This is a genomic window from Pseudomonas oplopanacis, from assembly GCF_057128725.1.
In genome coordinates, this window is sequence record NZ_JBSKHV010000011.1 from 114,392 (window position 1) to 138,608 (window position 24,217).

General features: G+C 60.8%; 21 protein-coding genes. 10 read left to right on the forward strand and 11 right to left on the reverse strand.

Translation table 11 applies throughout. The features are described from left to right. The first annotated feature begins 2 nt into the window (after positions 1 to 2). The 9 genes from murD (at position 3) to lpxC (ending at position 10,467) form a co-directional block, all read left to right on the forward strand. Complete coding sequence (gene murD / locus ACWKV5_RS21105; RefSeq protein ID WP_483842845.1) at positions 3 to 1,349, forward strand: UDP-N-acetylmuramoyl-L-alanine--D-glutamate ligase; 1,347 nt, start codon at positions 3 to 5, stop codon at positions 1,347 to 1,349. After that, positions 1,346 to 2,563 carry a putative lipid II flippase FtsW gene (gene ftsW / locus ACWKV5_RS21110; protein ID WP_483842846.1) on the forward strand — a complete coding sequence of 406 codons (1,218 nt, stop codon included), beginning with the start codon at positions 1,346 to 1,348 and terminating at the stop codon, positions 2,561 to 2,563. The genes murD and ftsW overlap by 4 nt, the downstream gene beginning before the upstream one ends. After that, positions 2,553 to 3,623 carry an undecaprenyldiphospho-muramoylpentapeptide beta-N-acetylglucosaminyltransferase gene (gene murG, locus ACWKV5_RS21115; RefSeq protein ID WP_483842847.1) on the forward strand — a complete coding sequence of 357 codons (1,071 nt, stop codon included), beginning with the start codon at positions 2,553 to 2,555 and terminating at the stop codon, positions 3,621 to 3,623. Before ftsW ends, murG begins: the two co-directional genes overlap by 11 nt. Continuing rightward, the gene (gene murC, locus ACWKV5_RS21120; RefSeq protein ID WP_483842848.1) at positions 3,616 to 5,076 is read left to right on the forward strand and encodes a UDP-N-acetylmuramate--L-alanine ligase; all 1,461 of its coding nucleotides are present in this window, start codon (positions 3,616 to 3,618) and stop codon (positions 5,074 to 5,076) included. Before murG ends, murC begins: the two co-directional genes overlap by 8 nt. Then, positions 5,073 to 6,029, forward strand: a complete 957-nt coding sequence (locus ACWKV5_RS21125) for a D-alanine--D-alanine ligase (RefSeq protein ID WP_483842849.1) — start codon at positions 5,073 to 5,075, stop codon at positions 6,027 to 6,029. Before murC ends, ACWKV5_RS21125 begins: the two co-directional genes overlap by 4 nt. Positions 6,030 to 6,033: 4 nt before the next feature. Further along, positions 6,034 to 6,903, forward strand: a complete 870-nt coding sequence (locus ACWKV5_RS21130; RefSeq protein ID WP_027922694.1) for a cell division protein FtsQ/DivIB — start codon at positions 6,034 to 6,036, stop codon at positions 6,901 to 6,903. Positions 6,904 to 6,918: 15 nt separating this feature from the next. Continuing rightward, a complete protein-coding gene (gene ftsA, locus ACWKV5_RS21135; protein ID WP_123435068.1) occupies positions 6,919 to 8,178 on the forward strand; it encodes a cell division protein FtsA in 1,260 nt (419 codons plus the stop codon). 71 nt (positions 8,179 to 8,249) lie between these two features. Continuing rightward, the gene (ftsZ, locus tag ACWKV5_RS21140) at positions 8,250 to 9,443 is read left to right on the forward strand and encodes a cell division protein FtsZ (RefSeq protein WP_007943486.1); all 1,194 of its coding nucleotides are present in this window, start codon (positions 8,250 to 8,252) and stop codon (positions 9,441 to 9,443) included. Between the two features lie 112 nt (positions 9,444 to 9,555). After that, complete coding sequence (lpxC, locus tag ACWKV5_RS21145; RefSeq protein WP_008060300.1) at positions 9,556 to 10,467, forward strand: UDP-3-O-acyl-N-acetylglucosamine deacetylase; 912 nt, start codon at positions 9,556 to 9,558, stop codon at positions 10,465 to 10,467. Positions 10,468 to 10,640: 173 nt separating this feature from the next. Here lpxC and ACWKV5_RS21150 read toward each other — a convergent pair whose 3' ends face one another. From ACWKV5_RS21150 to ACWKV5_RS21175, 6 genes are all read right to left on the reverse strand, one after another. Further along, positions 10,641 to 12,089, reverse strand: coding sequence for a sensor domain-containing diguanylate cyclase (locus ACWKV5_RS21150; protein WP_483842850.1), 1,449 nt, complete (start codon positions 12,087 to 12,089; stop codon positions 10,641 to 10,643). Between the two features lie 256 nt (positions 12,090 to 12,345). Continuing rightward, positions 12,346 to 12,570, reverse strand: coding sequence for a hypothetical protein (locus ACWKV5_RS21155; RefSeq protein ID WP_483842851.1), 225 nt, complete (start codon positions 12,568 to 12,570; stop codon positions 12,346 to 12,348). 154 nt (positions 12,571 to 12,724) lie between these two features. Further along, positions 12,725 to 14,089 carry a heavy metal sensor histidine kinase gene (locus ACWKV5_RS21160; protein ID WP_483842852.1) on the reverse strand — a complete coding sequence of 455 codons (1,365 nt, stop codon included), beginning with the start codon at positions 14,087 to 14,089 and terminating at the stop codon, positions 12,725 to 12,727. Further along, positions 14,079 to 14,756, reverse strand: a complete 678-nt coding sequence (locus tag ACWKV5_RS21165; protein ID WP_427630013.1) for a heavy metal response regulator transcription factor — start codon at positions 14,754 to 14,756, stop codon at positions 14,079 to 14,081. The genes ACWKV5_RS21160 and ACWKV5_RS21165 overlap by 11 nt, the downstream gene beginning before the upstream one ends. Positions 14,757 to 14,765: 9 nt before the next feature. Next, positions 14,766 to 17,867 carry a multidrug efflux RND transporter permease subunit gene (locus tag ACWKV5_RS21170; RefSeq protein ID WP_483842853.1) on the reverse strand — a complete coding sequence of 1,034 codons (3,102 nt, stop codon included), beginning with the start codon at positions 17,865 to 17,867 and terminating at the stop codon, positions 14,766 to 14,768. Next, positions 17,864 to 19,024, reverse strand: coding sequence for an efflux RND transporter periplasmic adaptor subunit (locus ACWKV5_RS21175; RefSeq protein WP_483842854.1), 1,161 nt, complete (start codon positions 19,022 to 19,024; stop codon positions 17,864 to 17,866). The genes ACWKV5_RS21170 and ACWKV5_RS21175 overlap by 4 nt, the downstream gene beginning before the upstream one ends. A 254-nt stretch (positions 19,025 to 19,278) precedes the next feature. On the opposite strand from ACWKV5_RS21175, the gene ACWKV5_RS21180 reads away from it, so the two are divergent. Then, complete coding sequence (locus ACWKV5_RS21180; protein ID WP_007943495.1) at positions 19,279 to 19,536, forward strand: hypothetical protein; 258 nt, start codon at positions 19,279 to 19,281, stop codon at positions 19,534 to 19,536. A 155-nt stretch (positions 19,537 to 19,691) separates the two neighbouring features. On the opposite strand, the gene ACWKV5_RS21185 is transcribed toward ACWKV5_RS21180, so the two are convergent. The 5 genes from ACWKV5_RS21185 to norR all read right to left on the reverse strand — a co-directional run bounded on the left by ACWKV5_RS21185 (position 19,692) and on the right by norR (position 24,153). Then, positions 19,692 to 20,441 (reverse strand): YkgJ family cysteine cluster protein, encoded by a 750-nt coding sequence (locus tag ACWKV5_RS21185; protein ID WP_483842855.1) that lies wholly within the window; start codon positions 20,439 to 20,441, stop codon positions 19,692 to 19,694. Positions 20,442 to 20,524: 83 nt separating this feature from the next. Beyond that, on the reverse strand, positions 20,525 to 20,851 hold the full coding sequence (locus tag ACWKV5_RS21190) for a hypothetical protein (protein WP_483842856.1): 327 nt from the start codon (positions 20,849 to 20,851) through the stop codon (positions 20,525 to 20,527). Between the two features lie 166 nt (positions 20,852 to 21,017). Then, on the reverse strand, positions 21,018 to 21,476 hold the full coding sequence (locus ACWKV5_RS21195) for a GNAT family N-acetyltransferase (protein ID WP_483842857.1): 459 nt from the start codon (positions 21,474 to 21,476) through the stop codon (positions 21,018 to 21,020). Positions 21,477 to 21,503: 27 nt separating this feature from the next. Beyond that, positions 21,504 to 22,406: a chemotaxis protein CheV gene (locus ACWKV5_RS21200; RefSeq protein WP_140668481.1), complete on the reverse strand. Its 903-nt coding sequence runs from the start codon at positions 22,404 to 22,406 to the stop codon at positions 21,504 to 21,506. A 196-nt stretch (positions 22,407 to 22,602) separates the two neighbouring features. Beyond that, the gene (norR, locus tag ACWKV5_RS21205; RefSeq protein WP_483842858.1) at positions 22,603 to 24,153 is read right to left on the reverse strand and encodes a nitric oxide reductase transcriptional regulator NorR; all 1,551 of its coding nucleotides are present in this window, start codon (positions 24,151 to 24,153) and stop codon (positions 22,603 to 22,605) included. Positions 24,154 to 24,217 lie beyond the last annotated feature (64 nt).

Sequence of the window (24,217 nt, forward strand, 5' to 3'; positions counted from 1 at the left end):
TCGTGTCTCTGATCGCTTCTGACCACTTCCGCATCGTTGTCGGCCTCGGCAAGAGCGGCATGTCCCTGGTTCGCTTCCTGGCGAACCGGGGCACGTCGTTTGCCGTGGCCGATACGCGGGAAAATCCACCGGAACTGGCCACGCTCGAGCGTGACTATCCGCACGTGGAAGTGCGTTGTGGCGAGCTGGACGTCGAGTTCCTGTGCCGTGCCGACGAGCTCTACGTGAGCCCCGGCCTGGCACTGGCGACCCCGGCCCTGCAGGCTGCCGCCACCCGTGGCGTGAAATTGTCCGGTGACATCGAGCTGTTCGCGCGTAACGCGAAGGCGCCGATTGTCGCCATCAGCGGTTCCAACGCGAAAAGCACCGTCACCACCCTGGTCGGCGAGATGGCGGTCGCGGCGGGCAAACGTGTGGCTGTCGGCGGCAACCTCGGCACGCCGGCGCTGGACCTGCTGGGCGATGACATCGAGCTGTACGTGATGGAGCTGTCGAGTTTCCAGCTGGAAACCACCGATCAACTGAACGCCGAAGTGGCGACTGTGCTCAATGTCAGCGAAGACCACATGGACCGTTACAGCGGTCTGCCGGCCTATCATCTGGCCAAGCACCGGATCTTCCGTGGCGCCAGACAGTTTGTGGTCAACCGTCAGGACGCCCTGAGCCGTCCGTTGATGGGCGAGGGCCAGCCGTGCTGGACCTTCGGTTTGAGCAAACCTGATTTCAAGGCCTTCGGTATCCGTGAAGAAGAGGGCGAGAAATACCTGGCCTTCGAATTCCAGAACCTGATGCCGGTGCGCGAGTTGAAAATTCGTGGCGCCCACAACCAGTCCAACGCCCTGGCGGCATTGGCGCTGGGCCATGCTGTCGGTCTGCCATTCGACGCCATGCTCACGGCCCTGCGCAGCTTTGCCGGCCTCGAGCATCGCTGCCAATGGGTGCGTGATCTGGACGGCGTCGGCTACTACAACGATTCCAAGGCCACCAACGTCGGTGCCGCGCTGGCGGCCATCGAAGGTTTGGGCGCGGACATCGACGGCAAGATCGTGCTGATCGCCGGTGGCGACGGCAAGGGTGCCGAGTTCAATGACCTGCGTGATCCGGTGGCTGCCAACTGCCGCGCCGTGATCCTGATGGGCCGTGACTCCGACAAGATCGGCCAGGCCATCGGCGATGCTGTGCCGCTGATCCGCGCCGGTTCGCTGCTCGAAGCCGTGGAGCAATGCCGCGCAGCAGCCCACCCCGGTGACGTGGTGCTGCTGTCACCGGCCTGCGCCAGTTTCGACATGTTTAAAAATTACGAAGATCGTGGTCACCAGTTCGTCCGCGCTGTGGAGGAATTGGCATGAGCCTGATGAACATCATCAAGCCTTATCCATCGCCGATCATCACCGGGCGCGGGGTCGACCTCGACTTCCCGATGCTCGCCGGTTGCCTGGCCTTGATCGGCCTGGGGCTGGTCATGATTGCATCGGCCTCGACCGAAGTCGCCGCGGTGCAATCGGGCAGTGCCCTGTATTACATGATCCGCCACCTTATCTATATCGTTCTGGGTCTGGGTGCCTGCGTCATCACCATGATGATCCCGATCGCCACCTGGCAACGCTTGGGCTGGCTGATGCTGCTGGGTGCATTCGGTTTGCTGGTGATGGTGATCATTCCGGGGATCGGCCGTGAAGTGAACGGTTCGATGCGCTGGATCGGGTTCAGCTTCTTCAACGTTCAGCCTTCCGAGATCGCCAAGGTGTTCGTGGTGATCTACCTCGCCGGCTATCTGGTGCGTCGCCAGAAAGAAGTGCGAGAAAGCTGGATGGGCTTCTTCAAGCCGTTCATCGTGCTGCTGCCAATGGCCGGCCTGTTGCTGATGGAACCGGACTTCGGTGCCACCGTCGTGATGATGGGGGCAGCGGCGGCGATGTTGTTCCTGGGCGGGGTGGGGCTGTTCCGGTTTTCCTTGATGGTGGTTCTGGCCGTCGCGGCAGTGGTGCTGTTGATTCAAGTGCAGCCGTATCGTATGGCGCGTCTGACCAACTTTGCCGACCCATGGGCCGACCAGTTCGGCGCCGGCTATCAGTTGTCTCAGGCATTGATCGCGTTTGGTCGCGGCGAATGGCTGGGCGTTGGCCTGGGCAACAGCGTGCAGAAACAGTTCTACCTGCCGGAAGCCCACACGGACTTCGTGTTCTCGGTGCTGGCTGAAGAGCTGGGCGCCGTGGGCTCGTTGTGCACCGTGGCACTGTTCGTGTTTGTCTGTATTCGTGGCATGTACATCGGTTATTGGGCCGAGAAGGCCAAGCAGTTCTTCGCCGCTTACATCGCGTACGGCCTGTCGTTCCTGTGGATTGGTCAGTTCCTGATCAACATCGGTGTGAACGTCGGCCTGCTGCCGACCAAAGGCCTGACCCTGCCGTTCCTCAGTTACGGCGGCAGTTCGTTGGTGATTTGCGGTGCCTGTCTCGGCTTGTTGCTGCGTATCGAGTGGGAGAGTCGAACTCACCTCGGCAGTGAAGAGATGGAGTTCCATGAGAGTGACTTCGCCGAGGAGCCACCCCATGGGCGCTAACGTATTGATTATGGCGGGCGGCACCGGGGGCCACGTGTTCCCGGCACTGGCTTGCGCTCGCGAATTCCAGGCCCGCGGTTACACCGTGCATTGGCTCGGAACGCCGCGTGGTATCGAGAACGACCTGGTGCCGATGGCCGGTATCGAGCTGCATCGGATCAACGCCAGCGGCTTGCGCGGCAAGGGCAAATTGTCCCTGCTCAAGGCACCGTTCATGTTGCTCAAATCCGTCTGGCAGGCGCGGGCGATCATTCGTCAGTTGCGGCCAGTGTGCGTGGTCGGCTTCGGTGGTTACGTGACCGGGCCTGGTGGTGTTGCCGCCAAACTGGCCGGTGTGCCGGTGATCGTTCACGAACAGAACGCCGTGGCCGGTACCGCCAATCGGTTGCTGGTGCCGTTGGCCGCCCGAGTCTGTGAAGCGTTCCCCGACACCTTTACCCTGTCGGACAGCCGTCGGACCACCGGTAACCCGGTGCGCACCGAGCTGTTCCTCGAAACGGCACGACCCGCCCTGGCCGGTCGCAAGGCGCGTTTGCTGATCCTGGGCGGTAGCCTGGGCGCAGAACCGTTGAACAAATTGCTGCCTGAAGCCTTGTCGCAAGTCGCCCCCGACCTGCGTCCGGAAGTGTTTCATCAGGCCGGTAAAGACCACGATGAAGTGACTGCAGAGCGCTATCGCGCGGCTGGCGTCGAGGCGCAAGTGCAGCCTTTCATCAAAGACATGGCCCAAGCCTATGGCTGGGCCGACCTGGTGGTGTGCCGCGCAGGCGCGCTGACCATCAGTGAACTGGCCGCCGCCGGTCTGCCCTCGATGCTGGTGCCTTTGCCCCACGCGATCGACGATCACCAGACCCGCAACGCCGATTATTTGGCCCGTGAAGGCGCTGCCTTCCTGATGCCGCAAAGAACGACTGGCGCAGCGGATCTTGCCGCTCGCCTGACAGAGGTCCTGATGCAACCACAACGACTCAACGATATGGCTACCGCGGCACGCCGCCTGGCCAAACCCGATGCCACCCGTAACGTGGTCGATACCTGCCTGGAGGTGGCCCATGGTTGAGAATCAGAAAGCCATGCCGCAACCGGAAATGCGCCGCATCCGTAAAATCCACTTCGTCGGTATCGGCGGCGTGGGCATGTGCGGGATTGCCGAGGTGTTGTTGAACCTGGGCTATGACGTGTCCGGTTCCGACCTGAAGGCGTCGCCGGTCACCGAGCGCCTGGAATCTTTCGGCGCGCAGATCTTTATCGGTCACCGCGCCGAAAACGCTGCCGCTGCCGATGTGCTGGTGGTGTCGAGCGCCGTCAACACCTCCAACCCGGAAGTCGCGACTGCGCTGGAACGCCGTATTCCGGTGGTACCACGTGCCGAGATGCTGGCCGAGCTGATGCGCTACCGCCACGGTATTGCCGTCGCCGGTACCCACGGTAAAACCACCACCACCAGCCTGATCGCTTCGGTGTTCGCGGCCGGTGGCCTGGACCCGACGTTCGTCATCGGTGGCCGCCTGAATGCCGCGGGCACCAATGCCCAGCTTGGCACCAGCCGTTACCTGATCGCCGAAGCCGACGAAAGCGATGCCAGTTTCCTGCACTTGCAGCCGCTGGTGGCCGTGGTCACCAACATCGACGCCGATCACATGGCGACCTACGACGGTGACTTCAACAAACTGAAGAAAACCTTCGTCGAGTTCCTCCACAACCTGCCGTTCTACGGTCTGGCCGTGGTGTGCCTGGACGATCCGGTGGTGCGTGAAATCCTTCCGCTGGTCAAGCGCCCGACCGTCACGTACGGCTTCGGCGATGACTGCGATGTGCGCGCGATCAATGTGCGTCAACAGGGCATGCAGACCTTCTTCACCGTGCTGCGCCCTGAGCGCGAGCCGTTGGATGTCTCGGTGAACATGCCGGGCAACCACAACGTATTGAACGCGCTGGCGACCATCTGCATCGCCTCTGACGAGGGTGTCAGCGATGAAGCCATCGTCCAGGGCCTGTCCGGGTTCCAGGGTGTTGGCCGACGCTTCCAGGTCTACGGCGAACTGCCGGTCGAAGGCGGCAACGTGATGCTGGTCGACGACTACGGTCACCACCCGACCGAAGTCGCTGCCGTGATCAAGGCCGTACGCGGTGGCTGGCCGGAGCGCCGTCTGGTGATGGTTTACCAGCCGCACCGTTACAGCCGCACCCGCGACCTGTACGACGATTTCGTCAATGTACTGGCCGATGCCAACGTGCTGCTGCTGATGGAAGTGTATCCGGCCGGCGAAGAGCCGATTCCGGGCGCGGACAGCCGCAAGTTGTGCAACAGCATCCGCCAGCGCGGTCAGCTGGACCCGATCTACATCGAGCGCGGTGTCGACCTCGCGCCGCTGGTCAAGCCGCTGCTGCGTGCCGGCGACATCCTGCTGTGCCAGGGCGCCGGTGATATCGGCGGTCTCGCGCCAAAACTGTTGAACAGTCCGTTGTTCGCCGGTGCCGTTGCTGCACCTGCCGTGGGGAAGTTGAAATGACTGCTGCTTATGCCAACCTCGTCTCCACCGTCGCGCCGAAAGACTTCGGCCGCGTCGCCGTGCTGTTCGGCGGCAAGAGTGCCGAGCGTGAGGTTTCGCTGAAGTCCGGTAACGCGGTCCTCGCTGCACTGCAAAGTGCCGGTGTGGACGCGTTCGGCCTCGACGTCGGCGACGACCTGTTGCAGCGTTTGCTCAACGAAAAGATCGACCGCGCCTTCATCATTCTCCACGGTCGTGGCGGTGAAGACGGCAGCATGCAGGGCCTGCTCGAATGCCTGGGCATTCCGTACACCGGCAGCGGCATTCTGGCGTCGGCGCTGGCCATGGACAAACTGCGCACCAAGCAGGTCTGGCACAGCCTGGGTATTCCGACACCGCGTCACGCCGTCTTGAGCAGCGAGGCTGATTGTATTTCGGCAGCGACGGAACTGGGCTTCCCTTTGATCGTCAAACCGGCGCATGAAGGTTCAAGTATCGGTATGGCCAAAGTGAGTTCCGCGTCCGAGTTGATCGACGCCTGGAAAGCGGCCAGTACCTACGATTCGCAAGTGTTGGTCGAGCAATGGATTCACGGTCCGGAGTTCACCATCGCCACCCTGCGTGACCAGGTGTTGCCTCCGATTGCCCTGGGCACGACGCACAGCTTCTACGACTACGACGCCAAGTACATCGCCAACGATACCCAGTACCGCATTCCGTGCGGGCTCGACAGCACCAAGGAAAAGGAACTCATGGACCTCACGGCGAAAGCCTGCGAGGCGCTGGGTATCGCCGGTTGGGGCAGGGCAGACGTGATGCAGGACGCCGACGGGCAGTTCTGGTTCCTGGAAGTGAACACCGCGCCGGGCATGACCGATCACAGCCTGGTGCCGATGGCGGCCCGTGCCGCCGGCCTGGATTTCCAGCAACTGGTTCTAGCGATTCTGGCAGCCAGTTTCGAGGTTAGAGGTTAAGACCATGCAAGGCGCGCAGCTAAGACATCAGCCTCCACCCGCACCCGGCCGCAAGCCGGTGCCACGGGGTGCCAGCCGAATGGTGGCCAAAGAGCCGATGTCGATGCGCCTGCCGAAAGCCAATTTTGGTTTTCTCAAAGCGTTGTTCTGGCCGGTGCTGTTGGTTGCACTGGGGTTTGGCACTTACGAAGGCGCGCAGCGTTTGCTGCCGTACGCCGACCGGCCGATCACCAAGATCAACGTGCAGGGTGATTTGAGTTACATCAGCCAGCAAGCCGTGCAGCAGCGGATCGCCCCGTACGTGGCGTCGAGCTTCTTCACCATTGACCTTGAGAGCATGCGCACCGAGCTTGAGACGATGCCATGGATTGCCCACGCCGAAGTGCGTCGGGTGTGGCCGGATCAAGTGGTGATCCGCCTGGAAGAACAACTGCCGGTGGCCCGTTGGGGCGATGAATCGCTGTTGAACAACCAGGGCCAGGCGTTCACCCCGCGTGAGCTGGCGAACTACGAACACTTGCCACAGCTGTTCGGCCCACAACGGGCCCAGCAGCAAGTGATGCAGCAATACCAGGTGCTGAGCCAGATGCTCAGGCCATTGGGTTTCTCGATTGCACGCCTGGAATTGCGTGAACGCGGCAGCTGGTTCCTGACCACCGGCGCCGGCAGTGCCGGCCCGGGAATCGAACTGCTGCTGGGACGCGGCAACCTGGTGGAGAAGATGCGCCGTTTCATTGCCATCTACGACAAGACGCTTAAAGAACAGATTACGAACATTGCGCGCATCGATCTGCGCTACGCCAACGGCCTCGCTGTTGGCTGGCGGGAACCTGTAGCGCCCACGACAGCCCAACCCGCTGTCGCGAAGAATTAAGAAGAGGCAGGACCCATGGCAAACGTGCAAAGCGGCAAAATGATCGTCGGTCTCGATATCGGCACCTCCAAGGTGGTGGCGCTGGTCGGCGAGGTTGCGGACGACGGCACGCTGGAAATCGTCGGGATCGGTACCCATCCGTCCCGTGGCCTGAAGAAAGGCGTGGTGGTGAACATCGAGTCCACCGTTCAGTCGATCCAGCGCGCTATCGAAGAAGCGCAGCTGATGGCCGGTTGCCGCATTCATTCGGCGTTTGTCGGCGTGGCCGGCAATCACATCCGCAGCCTGAACTCCCACGGCATCGTGGCGATTCGTGATCGTGAAGTCAGCTCGGCCGACCTTGAGCGCGTCCTCGACGCTGCCCAGGCTGTGGCGATCCCGGCTGACCAGCGCGTGCTGCACACCCTGCCGCAGGATTACGTGATCGATAACCAGGAAGGCGTTCGTGAGCCACTGGGCATGTCCGGCGTGCGTCTGGAAGCCAAGGTTCACGTGGTCACCTGCGCCGTCAACGCCGCACAGAACATTGAAAAATGCGTGCGCCGCTGCGGCCTGGAAATCGACGACATCATTCTCGAGCAACTGGCCTCGGCCTACTCGGTCCTGACCGACGACGAGAAAGAGCTGGGCGTGTGCCTGGTGGACATCGGCGGCGGTACCACCGACATCGCCATCTTCACCGAAGGCGCGATCCGCCACACCGCGGTGATCCCGATTGCGGGCGACCAGGTGACCAACGACATCGCCATGGCGTTGCGCACTCCGACCCAGTACGCCGAAGAAATCAAGATTCGCTACGCCTGCGCCCTGGCCAAACTGGCCGGTGCCGGTGAAACCATCAAGGTGCCAAGCGTTGGCGACCGTCCACCGCGCGAGCTGTCCCGCCAGGCCCTGGCCGAAGTGGTAGAGCCGCGTTACGACGAGCTGTTCACGCTGATCCAGGCCGAGCTGCGTCGCAGCGGCTACGAAGACCTGATCCCGGCCGGCATCGTGCTGACCGGCGGTACGTCGAAAATGGAAGGCGCCACCGAATTGGCCGAGGAAATCTTCCATATGCCGGTCCGCCTGGGCGTGCCGCATGGCGTCAAGGGCCTGGACGATGTGGTCCGCAACCCGATTTATTCCACCGGCGTTGGCCTGTTGATGTACGGCCTGCAAAAGCAGTCCGACGGGATTTCGTTCTCGGGCATCAGCAGCCGCGACAGCTACAGCAATGAAGAACCGAAAGCCGCCTTGCTCGATCGCATCAAGAGCTGGGTACAAGGCAACTTCTAAAGATTTATCGCAGCACCGTTGTAGATACACGCAGTAGGCGAAAAAACTAGAGAACGTAAAGGAGAGGGAAAATGTTCGAACTCGTAGACAACATCCCCGCAAGCCCGGTTATTAAAGTTATCGGTGTTGGCGGAGGCGGCGGCAACGCTGTCAACCACATGGTCAAGAGCAACATTGAAGGCGTTGAATTCATCTGCGCCAACACTGATGCCCAGGCGCTGAAATCCATCGGCGCGCGGACCATCCTGCAACTGGGTACCGGTGTGACCAAAGGTCTGGGCGCCGGCGCCAACCCTGAAGTAGGTCGTCAGGCCGCTCTCGAAGACCGTGAGCGCATTGCCGAAGTCCTGCAGGGCACCAACATGGTGTTCATCACCACTGGCATGGGCGGCGGTACCGGTACCGGTGCGGCACCAATCATTGCCGAAGTGGCCAAGGAAATGGGGATCCTCACCGTTGCGGTGGTGACTCGTCCGTTCCCGTTCGAAGGTCGCAAGCGCATGCAGATCGCCGACGAAGGCATCCGTCTGCTGTCTGAAAGCGTCGACTCGTTGATCACCATTCCCAACGAGAAACTGCTGACCATTCTTGGCAAGGACGCAAGCCTGCTGTCCGCATTCGCCAAGGCTGACGATGTACTGGCCGGTGCCGTTCGCGGTATCTCCGACATCATCAAGCGTCCTGGCATGATCAACGTCGACTTTGCCGACGTCCGTACCGTGATGAGCGAAATGGGCATGGCGATGATGGGCACTGGCTGCGCCAGCGGTCCGAACCGTGCACGTGAGGCCACCGAAGCGGCCATTCGCAACCCGTTGCTCGAAGACGTGAACCTGCAAGGTGCACGCGGCATCCTGGTGAACATCACCGCCGGTCCTGACCTGTCCCTGGGTGAGTACTCCGACGTGGGTAGCATCATCGAAGCCTTCGCTTCCGAGCACGCCATGGTCAAGGTCGGTACCGTTATCGATCCGGACATGCGCGACGAGTTGCACGTGACTGTAGTTGCTACCGGTCTGGGCGCGAAAATCGAGAAGCCTGTGAAGGTCATCGACAACACCGTTCACACCTCGATGGCCTCCCAGCCGCAACAATCGGCGCCCGCTCGTCAGGAACAGCCAGCGGTGAACTACCGTGACCTGGACCGTCCGACCGTCATGCGCAACCAGGCTCAGGCCGGTGCTGCGACTGCCGCGAAGATGAATCCGCAAGATGATCTGGACTACCTGGACATCCCGGCTTTCCTGCGTCGTCAGGCTGATTGATGGAATGTATCAGGGCTATGAAGTTGATTGGTGTTCAGCAAAGGTCTGGTCTGCTATCATCGCCAGCCTTTGTTGATACCAGTTCGCAATTTGCGCTGAAGCGGCCCAAGCCATGATTAAACAACGCACACTGAAAAATATTATCCGTGCCACAGGTGTAGGCCTGCACTCCGGGGAGAAGGTATACCTGACCCTCAAGCCCGCGCCTATCGACACCGGCATCGTGTTTTGTCGTGCTGACCTCGATCCTGTGGTGCAGATTCCTGCTCGCGCAGAAAACGTTGGCGAAACCACTATGTCGACCACACTGGTTAACGGTGACGTCAAAGTGGACACGGTGGAGCACTTGCTCTCGGCCATGGCTGGCCTGGGCATCGATAACGCCTACGTCGAGCTCTCCGCGTCCGAAGTACCGATCATGGATGGTAGCGCTGGACCTTTCGTATTCCTGATTCAGTCGGCCGGCCTGGAAGAACAGGACGCAGCCAAGAAGTTCATCCGGATCCTGCGGGAAGTGACAGTGGAAGATGGCGACAAGCGCGCCACTTTCGTCCCTTTCGAAGGTTTCAAGGTGAGCTTCGAGATCGATTTCGATCACCCGGTTTTCCGTGACCGCACACAAAGTGCAAGCGTGGATTTTTCCAGCACTTCGTTCGTAAAAGAAGTCAGCCGCGCCCGTACCTTTGGTTTCATGAGTGACATCGAGTACCTGCGCAAGCACAACCTCGCACTCGGCGGCAGTGTTGAAAACGCTATTGTGGTCGACGCGGATGGTGTACTGAACGAAGACGGCCTTCGTTATGAAGACGAATTCGTGAAGCACAAGATCCTCGATGCAATTGGTGACCTCTACCTGCTGGGCAATAGCCTGATTGGTGAGTTCAAGGGCTTCAAGTCCGGACATGCATTGAACAACCAGCTGCTGCGCAAGTTGATTGAGCAGACAGATGCTTGGGAAGTCGTGACTTTCGAAGACGCCAGCACTGCACCGATCTCTTACATGCGTCCCGTCGCGGCCGTGTAAGCAAAAAACCTCTCTAGTTTTTAAAGGCTGCCTTCGGGTGGCCTTTTTTTATGCCTCAAATTATGTGGTGGTCAAGCGGGCCCCTTCGCGAGCAGGCTCGCTCCCACAGTTGGTCGCATTCCAATGTGGGAGCGAGCCTGCTCGCGAAGGGGCCAGTCGCCACAAAGAAGGACTCACTGCGCAGCCACCACTCGATTGCGCCCACCTTCCTTGGCCTGATACAGCGCCTTGTCCGCCATAAACAGCAATTGCTCCAGACTGATTTCCTTTTCCGTCGTCCAGGTACTGATCCCGATACTGACAGTAATCGGTGTTTCAGCGCCCGCCACCAACGGCATCTGCTCCACCGCCACGCGGATTTTTTCAGCAATCTGCCGTGCGCCCGCGTTGTCCGTTTCCGCGAGGATCACCGAAAACTCCTCACCGCCATACCGCGCCACCAGGTCCCCGGGCCGCCGTACATTGGCGCAAATCACCTTGGCCACGGCCCGCAACGCGTCATCGCCACCCTGATGGCCATGGCGATCGTTGAACGCCTTGAAATGGTCTGCATCGACCATCAGCACCGACAGCGGCTTACCCGAGCGTTGAGCGCGAAACCACTCATGGCGCAGGGTCTGATCCAGGGTCCGGCGGTTGGCGACACCGGTCAGGGCATCGGTGGCGGCCAACAGCGCCAGTTCCTGTTCGGCGTGATGGCGCAGGCGTAGCTCGCGGCACAGCAACCAGGTCAGCCAGAGCAGGCCGATGCACAGCACGCCAGTGGCACCGCTGATGACAATCGCCGTACGTTTCCAGGTCGCGAACACTTCGTTGCCGGAGAGGGCGACGATGACCGTCAACGGCAGGTTGCCGACCCTGGAAAAGGTGTACAGGCGTTGTAGATGATCGACGCTCGACACGCTGTCGAAACTGCCCGCGCCTTCACGCAGGATGCGCATGACATTGGGCCGATTGGCGAAATTCTTGCCGACGGGGTCGTTGATCAGATGTGGCTTTTGCGCGAGCAGAATGCCGTCGTCATTGATGATGCTCAGGGTGCTGTCGTTGCCAATGTCCAGGCTGTTGAACAATTGTTCGAAGTACGCGAGGCGCATCGATGCCACGGCGACGCCGAGAAACTCGCCAGTCGACGAGGAGATGCGTCGGCTGAAGCTGATCCGCCATTCCTCGCTGTCGTCGCAGTCGCAGCGCGGCTTGAACGGCCGGCTGATGAACATGCCGGTGTCGCTGTTAAACGCATGGGCGAGAAAATAGTCGCGGTCCGCGAAGTTGCCGGGTTTGGGCTCGATCAGCGATGAATCGGCGAGCACTTCCCCGTGCTTGTCCAACAACAGAATGTCGCCCTTGAAGCGCGCGGTGGTGGAGCGATCGAACAGCACCAGATGGCGAATCTGTGGGGAAACCTGTTTCAGGTCTTCGCGCTGCGAGGCGGCAATCAAGCCCTGCAGGGTCAAATCGTAAAGCTCAACGGTGCGCAGCACATCAGCGTCGATCAACTGCGCGATGGTGGTTGCGCTGCGGGTAGCGGCCTGCTGGGCGTTGGCATGTTCGCGGATCAGCAGAAACGCGACGATGCTGAGAATCGCGATCACCGTCAGCAAGCTGCCAAGCATCACCATGAGCTCAGGTCGACCGGTCTTGCCTGAAAGGTGTTGGGGGTGGCTCACTGGCATTGGGCGGCTGTCTGCTTGAAGAGCATAAAAAAGGCCAGCAAAACACGCTGGCCTTTACTTATTCAAGCTTAGAAGACATTGGGCGGGAACGCACTTGCGCCAGTCCCAATGAAAAAAAGCCGCTGATAGCAGCGGCTTTGAAGACAACTTTTCAAAGGGAAGAGCCGATGAAAAGTGTCGAGGGAAACTGTAGTTCGATGAATCAGCTGTCTTTCTCAACCCGTTGCCGGGTGGCAGAAGTGGACGCTTGAGGGGTTTGCGCGGCGTCTTGAGCCTTGGCCGTCATGTCGCTCTGATACTGATCGTAGGCGGCGGCGCGTGCGGCATTTTGCGCGACGAACGTCTGCGACTCTTCCGCGATTGCGAACGGAGACAGAAACAATGAGGACAAAACGAAAGCGCTGGCAATACCCGTAATGTTGGACATCTTTTAAACCTTCTTGCTTGGCAAGTGCTGTTTGGTGCGGGCAAAGATAAGGATCTTGGCCGATAGGAAACAGAGCCAATCGAAGAAAGGACTGTTGCGCCAGAAGCAACAGTGATTCATGGAGGAGTGGGTTTCTGTGGCGAGGGAGGATGGTCTAAACGGGGAGGTGAATGCCGAAGGTATTCATGCCGTGGTCGCTGCGCACAAACACATCGCCGCCATGCATCAGCGCAATCGCCTTGACGATCGCCAGTCCCAATCCATGGTTGTTTCCGCTGTTGCTGCGCGACGCATCCACCCGATAAAAGCGTTCAAACAACCGCGGTAAATGCTCGCTGGCAATCGGCGATCCAGGGTTGGCCACACCAATGCTCACCTGATGTTCCTCAACCTCGATTCGCACCTGAATCACTTGCCCGGGTTCGGTGTGCTGCACCGCGTTGCTCAGCAAATTGATCAACGCCCGACGCAGATGCGCGATCTCGATCCGCACCTGCGCATCGCCGCTGACCTGCACCTGAACATGCGCATCCTCAAGAATGAAATCCAGGTACTCCAGCGTCGTCGCCACTTCATCGGCGAGCGACGTGGACGTCAGTTTGGTGGCCTTGCTGCCCTGATCCGCGCTGGCGAGGAACAGCATGTCGTTGATGATCGAGCGCAGCCGTTCCAGTTCTTCGAGGTTCGATTGCAGCACTTCAAAATAGTGCTCGGCGGAGCGCCCGCGTGTCAGCGCGACCTGGGTCTGGCCGATCAGGTTGGTCAGCGGCGAACGGAGTTCATGGGCGACGTCGGCGTTGAACGACTCCAGCCGCGAATACGCCTGCTCGACCCGCTCCAGCGTGGAGTTGAACGAATTGACGAACTGATTCAACTCTGGCGGCAACGACGATAAACGCAAGCGCCCGGAACGCAGCGGCGGGGCTAGCCGCTGGGCTTCCTGGGACAACTTGATCAAGGGTTTGAGACCGATGCGCGCCACCCAATACCCCAGCGCAGACGCCAGCAACACGCCGACAATCGCCAGGCTGATCAGCGCGATCAGCAGGTGATGCTGCGTCTCGAAAAACGTCTCGGTGTCGATGCCGATCATGAAGCGCAGCGGGGGGCGTTGATCCTTGGCCGGGAACTGGCTCACCAGCACTTTCAGCGGATAAGGATGATCCGGCAGCTGCAAGTCGCGCATGCCCAGTGGCCCTTCGGCGAAGGCGCGAATCTGCGGCGTCGGGTTGCCATATTCGTAGTGCGCATCGCCGCTGATAATCCAGAAACTGATGCGCTTGTCTTCCTCGCCCAGCAGCTTGAGCTTGTTGTTGATCTTCACCCAATGCTCGGGCGTGCCGTACCGGCCGACGGTGGATTCGAGCACGCTGTAGCGCGCATCCAGCTCGGCTTCGGGCAGCAGGCCCAGGCCCTTGTCGACCTGCTGATACAACGCCCAGCCGATCAACAAAAACACCAGCAGCGCCACCAGCGTAAACATCCCGCTCAGGCGCAGTGCGATGGAGTTACTGGACACCACGGCTCTCCAGCACATAACCCATGCCACGAATCGTGTGCAGCAGTTTTTCGTCGAACGGCCCGTCGAGCTTGGCCCGCAGACGCTTGATCGCGACTTCGACGACGTTGGCGTCGCTGTCGAAATTGATGTCCCAGACCATCTCGGCAATCGCGGTTTTCGAGAGGATTTCGCCTTGCCGACGGGCCAACACGCTGAGCAGAGAAAACTCTTTGGCGGTCAGGTCCAGGCGTGTGCCGGCGCGGGTCGCTTTGCGGCTGATCAAATCTATCCACAGGTCGGCGATGCTCACTTGCACCGGTTCGTGACCGCCGCTGCGCCGGGTCAACGCTTGCAGGCGCGCCACCAGTTCAAGGAAGGAAAACGGCTTGCCGAGGTAATCGTCAGCGCCGTCGCGCAAGCCTTTGATGCGATCTTCGACGCGCTCGCGGGCGGTGAGCATGATCACCGGGGTTTGCTTGCGCGCACGCAAGGCGCGCAGCACGCCGAAGCCGTCGAGGCCCGGCAGCATGACGTCGAGGACGATCACCGCGTAGTCACTTTCCAGCGCCAGGTGCAGGCCTTCAACGCCTTCGCGCGCCACGTCCACGGTGTAACCCTGTTCCGTCAGGCCGCGGTGCAAATAGTCCGCGGTTTTTTCTTCGTCTTCGATAATCAGAACGCGCATGACCCCGCCTCAGTCTGTGGTCGCCAACGCCGGTACGGGCGAAGGTTTGGGCCTGTGAAATAGCCGCTCAAGCCACAAGTATATGACCGGAGTGGTGAACAGCGTCAGCGCCTGGCTCACCAGCAAGCCGCCGACTACCGCGATACCCAATGGCTGGCGCAGTTCGGCGCCGGTGCCGTAGCCGAGCATCAGCGGCAGCGCGCCGAGCAGGGCGGCGAGGGTGGTCATGATGATCGGCCGGAACCGCGTGATACAGGCCTGGAAAATTGCTTCTTCCGGCGGCAAGCCACGGTTGCGCTGGGCGTCCAGCGCGAAGTCGATCATCAGGATGCCGTTCTTCTTCACGATGCCGATCAGTAGCACCAGCCCGATCAACGCCATGATCGAAAAGTCCTGGCCGCAGATCCACAACATGATCACCGCCCCGAGCCCCGCCGATGGCAGTGTCGAGATGATGGTCAGCGGATGGACGAAGCTCTCGTAGAGCACGCCGAGAATGATGTACACCGCCACCAGCGCCGCCAGAATCAGCCACGGCTGGCTGGCCAGCGAACTCTGGAACGCCTGGGCCGCGCCCTGGAAGTTGCCGCTCATGGCCGCTGGCATGCCGATGTCGGCCTTGGCCTGGTTGAGCATGATCACTGCATCGCCCAGTGCGACGCCGGGCGCCAGGTTGAACGACAAGTTAGCGGCCGGGAACATGCCGTCGTGGGCGATGGACAACGGGCCGACCGTGGGCGCGTCAAATTTGGCCAGCGCTGACAGCGGCACCATTTCCCCGCTCAGGGGCGAGCGCAGGTAGAAGTAATTCAGGCTTTCGGCCTTGCCGCGTTGCTTGGTGTCCAGCTCCAGAATCACGTTGTACTGGTTGATCTGGGTCTGGAATTCATTGACCTGGCGCTGGCCAAACGCATCGTACAGCGCTTCGTCGACATCACTGGCGGTCAGGCCGAAACGCGCCGCGGCGCTGCGGTCGATGCTGATGTGGGTGATGCTGCCGCCCAGTTGCAGGTCGTTGGAAATGTCGCGGAACGCCGGGTTGCTGCGCAGTTTTTCCGTCAGCCGCTGGGTCCAGGTGCTGAGGGTCGCGCCATCGTTGCTCTTGAGTACGTATTGGTACTGTGCGCGGCTCGGGCCAGAGCTGAGGTTGATGTCTTGCCCGGCGCGCAGGTACAGCACGATGCCCGGGACCTTCATCAGTTGCGGGCGAATCCGGTCGATGAACTGGCTGGCCGAAACGTCGCGGTCGCCGCGTTTTTTCAGGGAGATCCAGAAGCGACCGTTGGCGATGGTCTGGTTACTGCCCGACACCCCGACAGAGTGGGAAAACGCTGCAACTGCGGGATCCGCCGCGACGATTTCGGCCATCGCCAGGTGTTTTTTCACCATGTCGCCATAGGAAATATCGGCGGCAGCTTCGGTCGTACCGAGGACAAAACCGGTGTCCTGTACCGGGAAGAAACCTTTCGGAATGAAGATGTAACCGACGATGGCCAGGCACAGGGAAAGACCGAACACACCTATCATCAATTTCTGATGGGCGAGGGCGCGGCGCAGCAGTTTTTCATAGCCGGCCACCAAGCGTTCGCCGAACGTCGGTTTGCTGTGGGCGTGATGCACCGGCGCACGCATGAACAGCGCGGCCAGCGTCGGCGCCAGGGTCAGCGACACCACCACCGAAATCATGATGGTTGAAGTGGCGGTCAAGGCGAACTCCTTGAACAGCCGCCCGACCACGCCGCCCATGAACAGCAGCGGAATGAACGCCGCCACCAGCGAGAAACTGATCGAGACCACGGTAAAACCAATCTCGCCCGCACCCTTGATCGCCGCTTCGCGCATACCGTCACCGGTCTCAAGGTGTCGGTGAATGTTCTCCACCACCACAATCGCATCGTCGACCACAAACCCCACGGCCACCACAATCGCCACCAGGGTCAGGTTGTTCAGGCTGAAGCCCATGATGTACATCAGGGCGAAACTGGCGGTCAGGGACACGCCCAGCACCGCGGACACAATCATCGTCGCTGACCATTGGCGCAGGAACAGCGCCATCACCGCGACCACCAGCATGATCGCGATCAACAGGGTGATTTCCACTTCGTGCAAAGACGCGCGAATGGTCTGGGTGCGGTCGACCAGCACCTTGACCTGCACTGAGGCGGGGAGCATGGCTTCAAGCGCCGGCAACGCGGCTTGAATGCGATCCACGGTCTCGACGATGTTCGCGCCCGGTTGCCGGGAGATCACCAGGTTCACCCCGGGTTTATCGCCGGCCCAGGCCTGAACGTAGGCATCTTCCGAACCGTTGACGACTTTGGCGACATCCCGCAGATGAACCGGGGCGCCGTCCTTGTAGGAAACGATGAGTTGGCTGTATTCCTCAGGGTGAAACAACTGGTCGTTGGTCGACAGCGTGGAAATGCTCGACTCACCGTACAGCGCACCTTTGGCCAGGTTGAGGCTGGTGTTCTGGATCGCCAGGCGAATGTCCGCCAGCGTCAGGCCGATAGCCGCGAGTTTGTCCGCCGAGGCTTGAACGCGAATCGCCGGACGTTGCTGACCGGTGATGTTGATTTGGCCTACGCCATCGATCTGACTGATCTGACGCGAGAGCAGGGTTTCCACCAGGTCGCTGAGTTCAGTGCCGGGCATTTGCGTGGAGTTGACGCTGAGGATCAGCACCGGGCTGTCGGCCGGGTTGACCTTGCGCCAGGTCGGCAGCGTCGGCATGTCTTTGGGCAGCTTGCCGGCGGCGGTGTTGATCGCGGCCTGGACTTCCTGGGCGGCGGTGTCGATGCTTTTGTCGAGGGTGAACTGCAGGGTCAGGTTGGTCGAACCCAAGGCGCTGCTCGACGTCATCTGGGTCACGCCGGGGATGGCGCTGAATTGCACTTCAAGCGGCGTGGCCACCGACGACGCCATGGTTTCCGGGCTGGCACCGGGCAATTGCGCGGCCACCTGAATGGTCGGGAATTCGGCTTCCGGCAACGGCGCAATCGGCAGGCGCGGGAAAGCGATGGCGCCGAGCAGCACCAGCGCAAAGGTCAGCAGGATGGTGGCGACCGGGTGATCGATGCACCAGGCAGAGACCGAGCCGTGGCCCTTCATGGCTTCGGCTCCGATTGCACCACTTGCGGCGGCTCGGTCATGACCTGCACGGTCGACCCCGGTTTGAGCCGTGACTGGCCATCACTGACCAGCACGTCGCCCGGTTTCACGCCTTTGATGATGTCCTGACCGCTGCCTTGGGCAACCACCTGCACGGTCACGGTTTCCACTTTGTCGCCGTTGACCCGATACACGAAGTGTTGATCGAGGCCGCGTTGTACGACGGTGGGCGGTACCACCAGTGCATCTTTCTCCAGGGCTGTTTGAATTTTTACCGTCACCAGCAGGCCCGGCCAAAGTTTCTGCCCGGCGTTGCTGAATTCGGCCTTGGCGCGGATGGTCCCGGTGTTGGCGTTGATCTGGTTGTCGATCAGGGTCAAGTGACCTTCGCCCAGCAAGTTGCCGGTTTCACCGTCGGTGTCGGCGCCAATGTAGGCTTTCACTTGGGCGCGTTGCGGGTCGCCGATCAGCCCTTGCAGGGTCGGCAACATGTGCTGCGGCAGGGAAAACTCGACGGCGATGGGGTCGATCTGCGTCACGGTGAACAGGCCCTGGGCGTCGGTCATGCGCAGGAAGTTGCCTTCATCCACTGTACGAATACCGACGCGCCCGGTGACCGGCGAGTGAATCTGTGTGTAGGAGAGTTGCACCTGAGCGGCGTCGATTGAAGCCTGGTTGCCCTGGGCGGTGGCCTTGAGCTGATTGACCAGCGCTTGTTGTTGGTCGTAGGTCTGCTTGGATACGCCGTCATCAACACTCAGCAATTTGTAACGCTTGAGATTGATCAGTGCCACTTGCAACTGCGCCTGGTTTTCTCCCAGTTGAGCGCGGGCCTGATCGAGGCTGGCACGGATCGAGCGGTCGTCGATGGTGGCCAACAGGTCACCTTTGTTCACCAGTTGGCCTTCCTTGACCATGATTTTGGTGAGGATGCCGTCGATCTGCGGGCGCACCACTACGCTGTGCAAGGACAACACCGACCCGATACCGCTGACATAACGCGGCACGTCTTTCTCAACGACGTTGACCACGCGCACCGGGATGGCGGTCGGGGCGGCGAGTTTGGTCGTGGCAGGCTTGACGAGGTACCAGGTGCCCAGCGCTGCCAAGGCAATTAGCAGACCTGCGATCAAGGCGGGTTTTTTCTGAATTCGCATGCGAGTGGGGCGCCGGGCTGAGAGGTTGGGGTATTTCAGGTTTATACCCTTCTTTATAACCCTGTCAGCCCGTCAGGAAGGTGACTGCTAACTGACGGGGCTGTCAGTTTGAGATTCAGCGGCGATGGGTTCGCCAGCACAAACCCGACGGACTCACGCGCGGTGTGAAGCTTGCAGCTCTAGACACAGGTATACTGCCGCCTTTCGCGGCTCGCTGACCGGGCCCGACTCTATGTGCATCACCCGGAGCTTTCATGACTTCCCCGACACAACCGCCGGTTGCCGACGCTTTGAGCGACGACCAGGCAGACCTGCCAGACAGCGTCGACTCCAGCGCAGACAGCGAAACCAAAGCCGCAATCCCGGCGTTCAAGTTCCCGTTCAAACCGGGTGATCTGGCGGCCGCGAAGAACGCCAGTCAGCCTTGGTACAAGAATGGCGCGAAGAATGGCCATACCAAGACACCTGGGGCGGCACCTCCGGGTACTCGTCGTTCGATGGGCAAGCGCTGAGTTTCAGTTTCTGCGGTGCCTGATCTACCGCTTTCGCGAGCAAGCCCGCTCCCACAGTGGATCGTCGACATACACAAAATCTGTGTCAGATGGAGATCAAATGTGGGAGCGGGCTTGCTCGCGAAGGGGTCATCACAGGCAACTAATCCCTTGGATCAAGCCGCCCGCAACGAAATAAACGCATAGTTCACCGGTGCTTCAGTCACCAGTTGCGCACCCGCCGCCTGCACTTGCCCGGCAATGTCATCCCCCGACACATGAAACAGCCAGTCACTCTCCGGCGCCGCCAGTGGTTGCGCTGACACCTGATCAATGACCGTGGCAAACGCGTTCATGTCCGGCAGATAAGCGGTAAACCCGTCACCCTTCAGCGCAGTCGTGCGAATCCCCAGCAACGCGCAAATAGCGTCCTTGGCCTGAATGTCATCGCGATCCGCCTGACGAGAACGCTGGATCAACTGCGCCAGCTCCTGATCGACCAATTGACCGCCGATGATCAGATCCGGGCCCTGTTCCCATGATTCGGGCGGGCAATCCTTGGTCGCTGTGTTCAGCAGGATGTGCGGGTTGATTTCCGCCGGGTAGATGCGGCACACCAGCGGTCGGCGCTCGTAGATGCCGCAGCGGTTGTCTTCGTCAAGATTCCGGCAGGGACCGACGTTATAGGCGGCAAAGGTGATTGCCACGTGCGCCTCGGACGCGCCGCTTCGAACCACCACCGAACGGCGTTCGGCGTGTTCGCGTTGCTGCACCGGCAGGCCCAGGCCGTTACCCAGAAAACCCTCGACCAGCACGATCACTTGACCGCCATCGCCCGCCCACATGCGGGCTTCCGCCAGGGTCAGGGGGACGTGGTGGTCGTTGCAGCACTTGCCGCAACCTACGCAGGAAAACCTTGTATTCATTGATCGCCGGGCCGCATGTGAGGGCAGGAAACGGCGACAGAATGTCACCGCACTGGGCAGCGATGAAGCAAGTTATGCGCCACTCACTGGGCCTTGGCGGTCGGGCGAATGGAGTCCCATTCGGTCACGTAGGCGGTTTTTGTCTTCTTGTTGTAGAGGCACAGCTCGGTGCCTTGCTGGCCTTTCATGTGTTTTTGCGGGTATTGGCCTTGCAGCAGGAGGGCGGTGTAGTCGACCCGGTCATCGAATTGTGCAGGGGTGCCGACGGGCTTGGCGTTTTTCAGGCCGCTGGCTTTGGTGCAGCTGGTGAGGACGGCTTTGTCGTAGGCGGCCCAGGCGTCGGGGCTGGAGGCGTGGGCCTGGGAGGCGAGGGCGGTGAGACAGAGGGCGATCAGGGGTGCGGCTTTCATGGTTCGGGCATCCGTTGGCTTGATTGGCCGAGTATGCCTGAAGGGTTGATATTGTTAATGCTGACGCCTTCGCGAGCAGGCTCGCTCCCACAGGGGATCCATGTTGTACGCAGATCAAGTGTGGGAGCGAGCCTGCTCCGGGCGGCGTTCCGACGAAGGCGGTGTATCAGGCTGGAACCGGTTCCCGGCGGACCACATACATCCCGGCACTTTCATACAGCCGCAGTGCCCGAAGGTTGTCTTCCAGCACCTTCAAATCAACAAACCCTTCCCGACGTTGCTGAAATACGTGAAACGCCTGCAGCAACAAGGCGCGGCCCAGCCCGAGGCGTTGCGCGCGCGGGTGGACCGCCAGGTTCTTGATGTAGGCGCTGGTCCAGCACTGGCACACACCAGCGATACCGTCGGCATCCAGCGCAATGAAACACAGGGCGGGATCGTATTCCGGGTCAGTTTCAAAGCGCTGTTGCCACACCTCCAGCGCCGGCACGCGGCCACCACCTTCCTGATAACCCAATTCCATCAAGTGATGGACGGCTGCTGCCAATTCAGGGCGGTATTGGCTGAGGACGATGCCTTCAGGCCAGGTGATCGTCGGCACAGCCTCGGCGAGGTTGCGCCGCATCAAATAGCAAAAGTCCTCGGCCACCTCTTAATGACCTTGTTCAGCGACAGCCCTGGCCGCCTCGATCAGGCATTTGGTCAGTTCAGGTGAAGAGAACTTGGTCAGCACCGCGTTAGCCCCGGCCAGACGCGCTTTTTCGCTGTTCATCGCACTGTCCAGGGAGGTGTGCAGCAGCACGTACAGGTGCGAGAAGTCCGGTGTTTCGCGCAGGGTGCGGGTGAAGGCGTAGCCGTCCATCTCCGACATTTCGATGTCCGAGACGATCAGGTTGATCTGCTGGGCCGTGCCTTGCAGGTCGAGCAGGCAGTCGATGGCTTCCTTGGCGCTACGGGCGGTGTGGCATTGCAGGCCGAGGTTGCGCAGGGTGTGCACGGATTGTTGCAGGGCGACCTGGCTGTCATCGACCACCAGAATGCGCGCGCTGCCCAGGACTTCGGCGTCTTCCATGCTCAGCTCGGTCGGGGCCGTTTCGATCTGTGCCGGGGCGATGCCGTGGATGACTTTTTCGATGTCCAGCACTTGCACCAGCGTGCCGTCGACCGAGGTTACGCCGGTGATGTACGAACGCACACCGCCGGAACCAAAGGGTGGCGGACGGATGTCGGTGGTCAGGCAGTGGACGATCTTGCTCACGGCCTGAACATGCAGGCCCTGCTTGGAGCGGCTGACGTCGGTGACGATCAGGCAGCCACCGTTCGGGTCTTCCAGCGGGCGCTCGCCGATGGCACGGCTCAGGTCGATCACCGACAACGAAGCACCGCGCAGGGTGGCGATGCCTTTGACGTGGGGATGCGACTCCGGCAGCCGGGTCAGCGGCGGGCAAGGAATGATTTCGCTGACTTTGAGCAGGTTGATCGCCATCAGCTTGCCGCTGCGCAAGGTAAACAGCAGAAGCGAAAGTGAATCTGCGCGGGCTTTGTTGGAAGACATATGTACCTTCTGGAAAAAGGTGATGGGCGATCGCGGGATTGCCAAAAACTATCGATATCGGGTTATCGACTTGTAGCGGGCAGGCTTTAGAAATTCGGATGAACCGTTTGCCGCCTTCGCGAGCAGGCTGGCTCCCACATTTGATCGGCGTACGACGCGGTCCAGTGTGGGAGCGAGCCTGCTCGCGAAGGGGCCGTCACTTCATCCCCAATCGCTTGGCCATGCGCCCAAGATTCGCCCGGTCCAGCCCCAGCTCACGCGCCGCGCTCGCCCAGTTGTTGTGATGCCGCTCCAGGCAAGCGCTGATCAATTGCCGCTGATAATTCTCCGTGGCTTCACGCAGATCACCGGCCACCAATGTCACGGCGCTGACGACGGGTTGTTCGGTAAGCACCTCATCACCGCCAGTAGGCAACTCCAGGTCCGCCGCACTCAAGCTGAGAATCTTCGGCCGATCTTTGCAATTACCCAACGCTTTAAGCGCGCTGCGACCAATCAAATGCTCCAGCTCTCGCACGTTCCCCGGCCAGCTATAGGCCAGCAAGGCAGCCTGCGCATCGCTGTTCAAACGCAGACTGTTGAGGCCCATGCGCGAACGGTTTTGTTCCAGGAAGAAGCCGCTGAGCAGCAATACATCCCGCCCGCGATCGCGCAGTGCCGGGACCAGCAACGGGTAAACGCTCAAGCGATGGTAGAAGTCGGCACGGTAGCGACCGTTGCGCACTTCTTCGGCCAGGTCGCGGTTGGTCGCCGCGATCAGGCGCACGTCAACCGTGTGTTCCTTGTCCGAACCCAGGCGTTGCAACTGACCGCTTTGCAGAACGCGCAGCAGCTTGGCTTGTACCGTCAGCGACAGCTCACCGACCTCATCGAGAAACAGGGTGCCGCCATTGGCCAGTTCGAACTTGCCGCGACGATCATTCATCGCGCCGGTGAACGCGCCACGCACATGACCAAACAATTCGCTCTCCACGAGAGTGTCCGGCAGCGCCGCGCAGTTGAGGCTGATGATCGGTTTGTCGGCGCGGGCAGAAGCGGCGTGAATCGCCTGCGCGACCAGTTCCTTGCCGACCCCGGTTTCGCCGGTGATCAGTACGGTCAGGTCGCTGCCGCCCACCAGGTTGATCTCTTCCACCAGGCGTTTGTGGGTCTTGCTCTGGCCGATCATCTCGCGGTTCTGCTGGCCGCTGGCCTGACGGTAAACCTCGGCGCGCTGGTGTTCGTCTTCGACGCGGTTGGCCAGGCGTTCGATGCGCTCGGCGGCGTTGACCGTGGCCGCAGCGAGGCTGGCAAAGGCTTGCAGGGCATCCAGTTCGATCGGCTCGAATTGCTCCGGGTCGAGGGCGTCGAGGGTCAACAAGCCCCATGGGCGCTCGTCGATAAACAGCGGGCAACCCATGCAGTCATGGACTTCCAGATGATCGTCGAGACCCTCGACCAGTCCGTCGTAAGGGTCGGGCAAGTCGCTGTCGGCGGCGAAGCGGGTCGGGCCGTGACTGCTGAGCAAGGCCTCGAATCGTGGGTGCTCGCTGATTTTAAAGCGCCGGCCCAGGGTGTCCGTGCTCAAGCCGTCGACGGCCAGCGGCACCAACCATTCGCCATCAAGGCGCAGCAGGGCTGCGGCATCGCAGGGGAGCAGGGCGCGCATGGCTTCGAGCAAGCGTCGATAACGCTCGCCTTCGGGCAGTTCGCGGGACAGGTCAGAGACCAGGGGCAGCAGGGCGGTGAGCAGAGATTTTGCAGTCATAGTGACTCCGTGTAGTCGACATGACTATAAATCAGCGTGTGTCGATATGACTACTATGTTTTCA

Excerpts from the sequence above, each read along its gene's own strand:
- ftsW (WP_483842846.1), top strand. The coding sequence starts at position 1,346 with ATGAGCCTGATGAACATCATCAAGCCTTATCCATCGCCGATCATCACC.
- murG (WP_483842847.1), top strand. The coding sequence starts at position 2,553 with ATGGGCGCTAACGTATTGATTATGGCGGGCGGCACCGGGGGCCACGTG.
- murC (WP_483842848.1), top strand. The coding sequence starts at position 3,616 with ATGGTTGAGAATCAGAAAGCCATGCCGCAACCGGAAATGCGCCGCATC.
- ACWKV5_RS21125 (WP_483842849.1), top strand. The coding sequence starts at position 5,073 with ATGACTGCTGCTTATGCCAACCTCGTCTCCACCGTCGCGCCGAAAGAC.
- ACWKV5_RS21130 (WP_027922694.1), top strand. The coding sequence starts at position 6,034 with ATGCAAGGCGCGCAGCTAAGACATCAGCCTCCACCCGCACCCGGCCGC.
- ftsA (WP_123435068.1), top strand. The coding sequence starts at position 6,919 with ATGGCAAACGTGCAAAGCGGCAAAATGATCGTCGGTCTCGATATCGGC.
- ftsZ (WP_007943486.1), top strand. The coding sequence starts at position 8,250 with ATGTTCGAACTCGTAGACAACATCCCCGCAAGCCCGGTTATTAAAGTT.
- lpxC (WP_008060300.1), top strand. The coding sequence starts at position 9,556 with ATGATTAAACAACGCACACTGAAAAATATTATCCGTGCCACAGGTGTA.
- ACWKV5_RS21150 (WP_483842850.1), bottom strand. The coding sequence starts at position 12,089 with ATGGTGATGCTTGGCAGCTTGCTGACGGTGATCGCGATTCTCAGCATC.
- ACWKV5_RS21155 (WP_483842851.1), bottom strand. The coding sequence starts at position 12,570 with ATGTCCAACATTACGGGTATTGCCAGCGCTTTCGTTTTGTCCTCATTG.
- ACWKV5_RS21165 (WP_427630013.1), bottom strand. The coding sequence starts at position 14,756 with ATGCGCGTTCTGATTATCGAAGACGAAGAAAAAACCGCGGACTATTTG.
- ACWKV5_RS21170 (WP_483842853.1), bottom strand. The coding sequence starts at position 17,867 with ATGAAGGGCCACGGCTCGGTCTCTGCCTGGTGCATCGATCACCCGGTC.
- ACWKV5_RS21175 (WP_483842854.1), bottom strand. The coding sequence starts at position 19,024 with ATGCGAATTCAGAAAAAACCCGCCTTGATCGCAGGTCTGCTAATTGCC.
- ACWKV5_RS21180 (WP_007943495.1), top strand. The coding sequence starts at position 19,279 with ATGACTTCCCCGACACAACCGCCGGTTGCCGACGCTTTGAGCGACGAC.
- ACWKV5_RS21185 (WP_483842855.1), bottom strand. The coding sequence starts at position 20,441 with ATGAATACAAGGTTTTCCTGCGTAGGTTGCGGCAAGTGCTGCAACGAC.
- ACWKV5_RS21190 (WP_483842856.1), bottom strand. The coding sequence starts at position 20,851 with ATGAAAGCCGCACCCCTGATCGCCCTCTGTCTCACCGCCCTCGCCTCC.
- ACWKV5_RS21195 (WP_483842857.1), bottom strand. The coding sequence starts at position 21,476 with ATGCGGCGCAACCTCGCCGAGGCTGTGCCGACGATCACCTGGCCTGAA.
- ACWKV5_RS21200 (WP_140668481.1), bottom strand. The coding sequence starts at position 22,406 with ATGTCTTCCAACAAAGCCCGCGCAGATTCACTTTCGCTTCTGCTGTTT.
- norR (WP_483842858.1), bottom strand. The coding sequence starts at position 24,153 with ATGACTGCAAAATCTCTGCTCACCGCCCTGCTGCCCCTGGTCTCTGAC.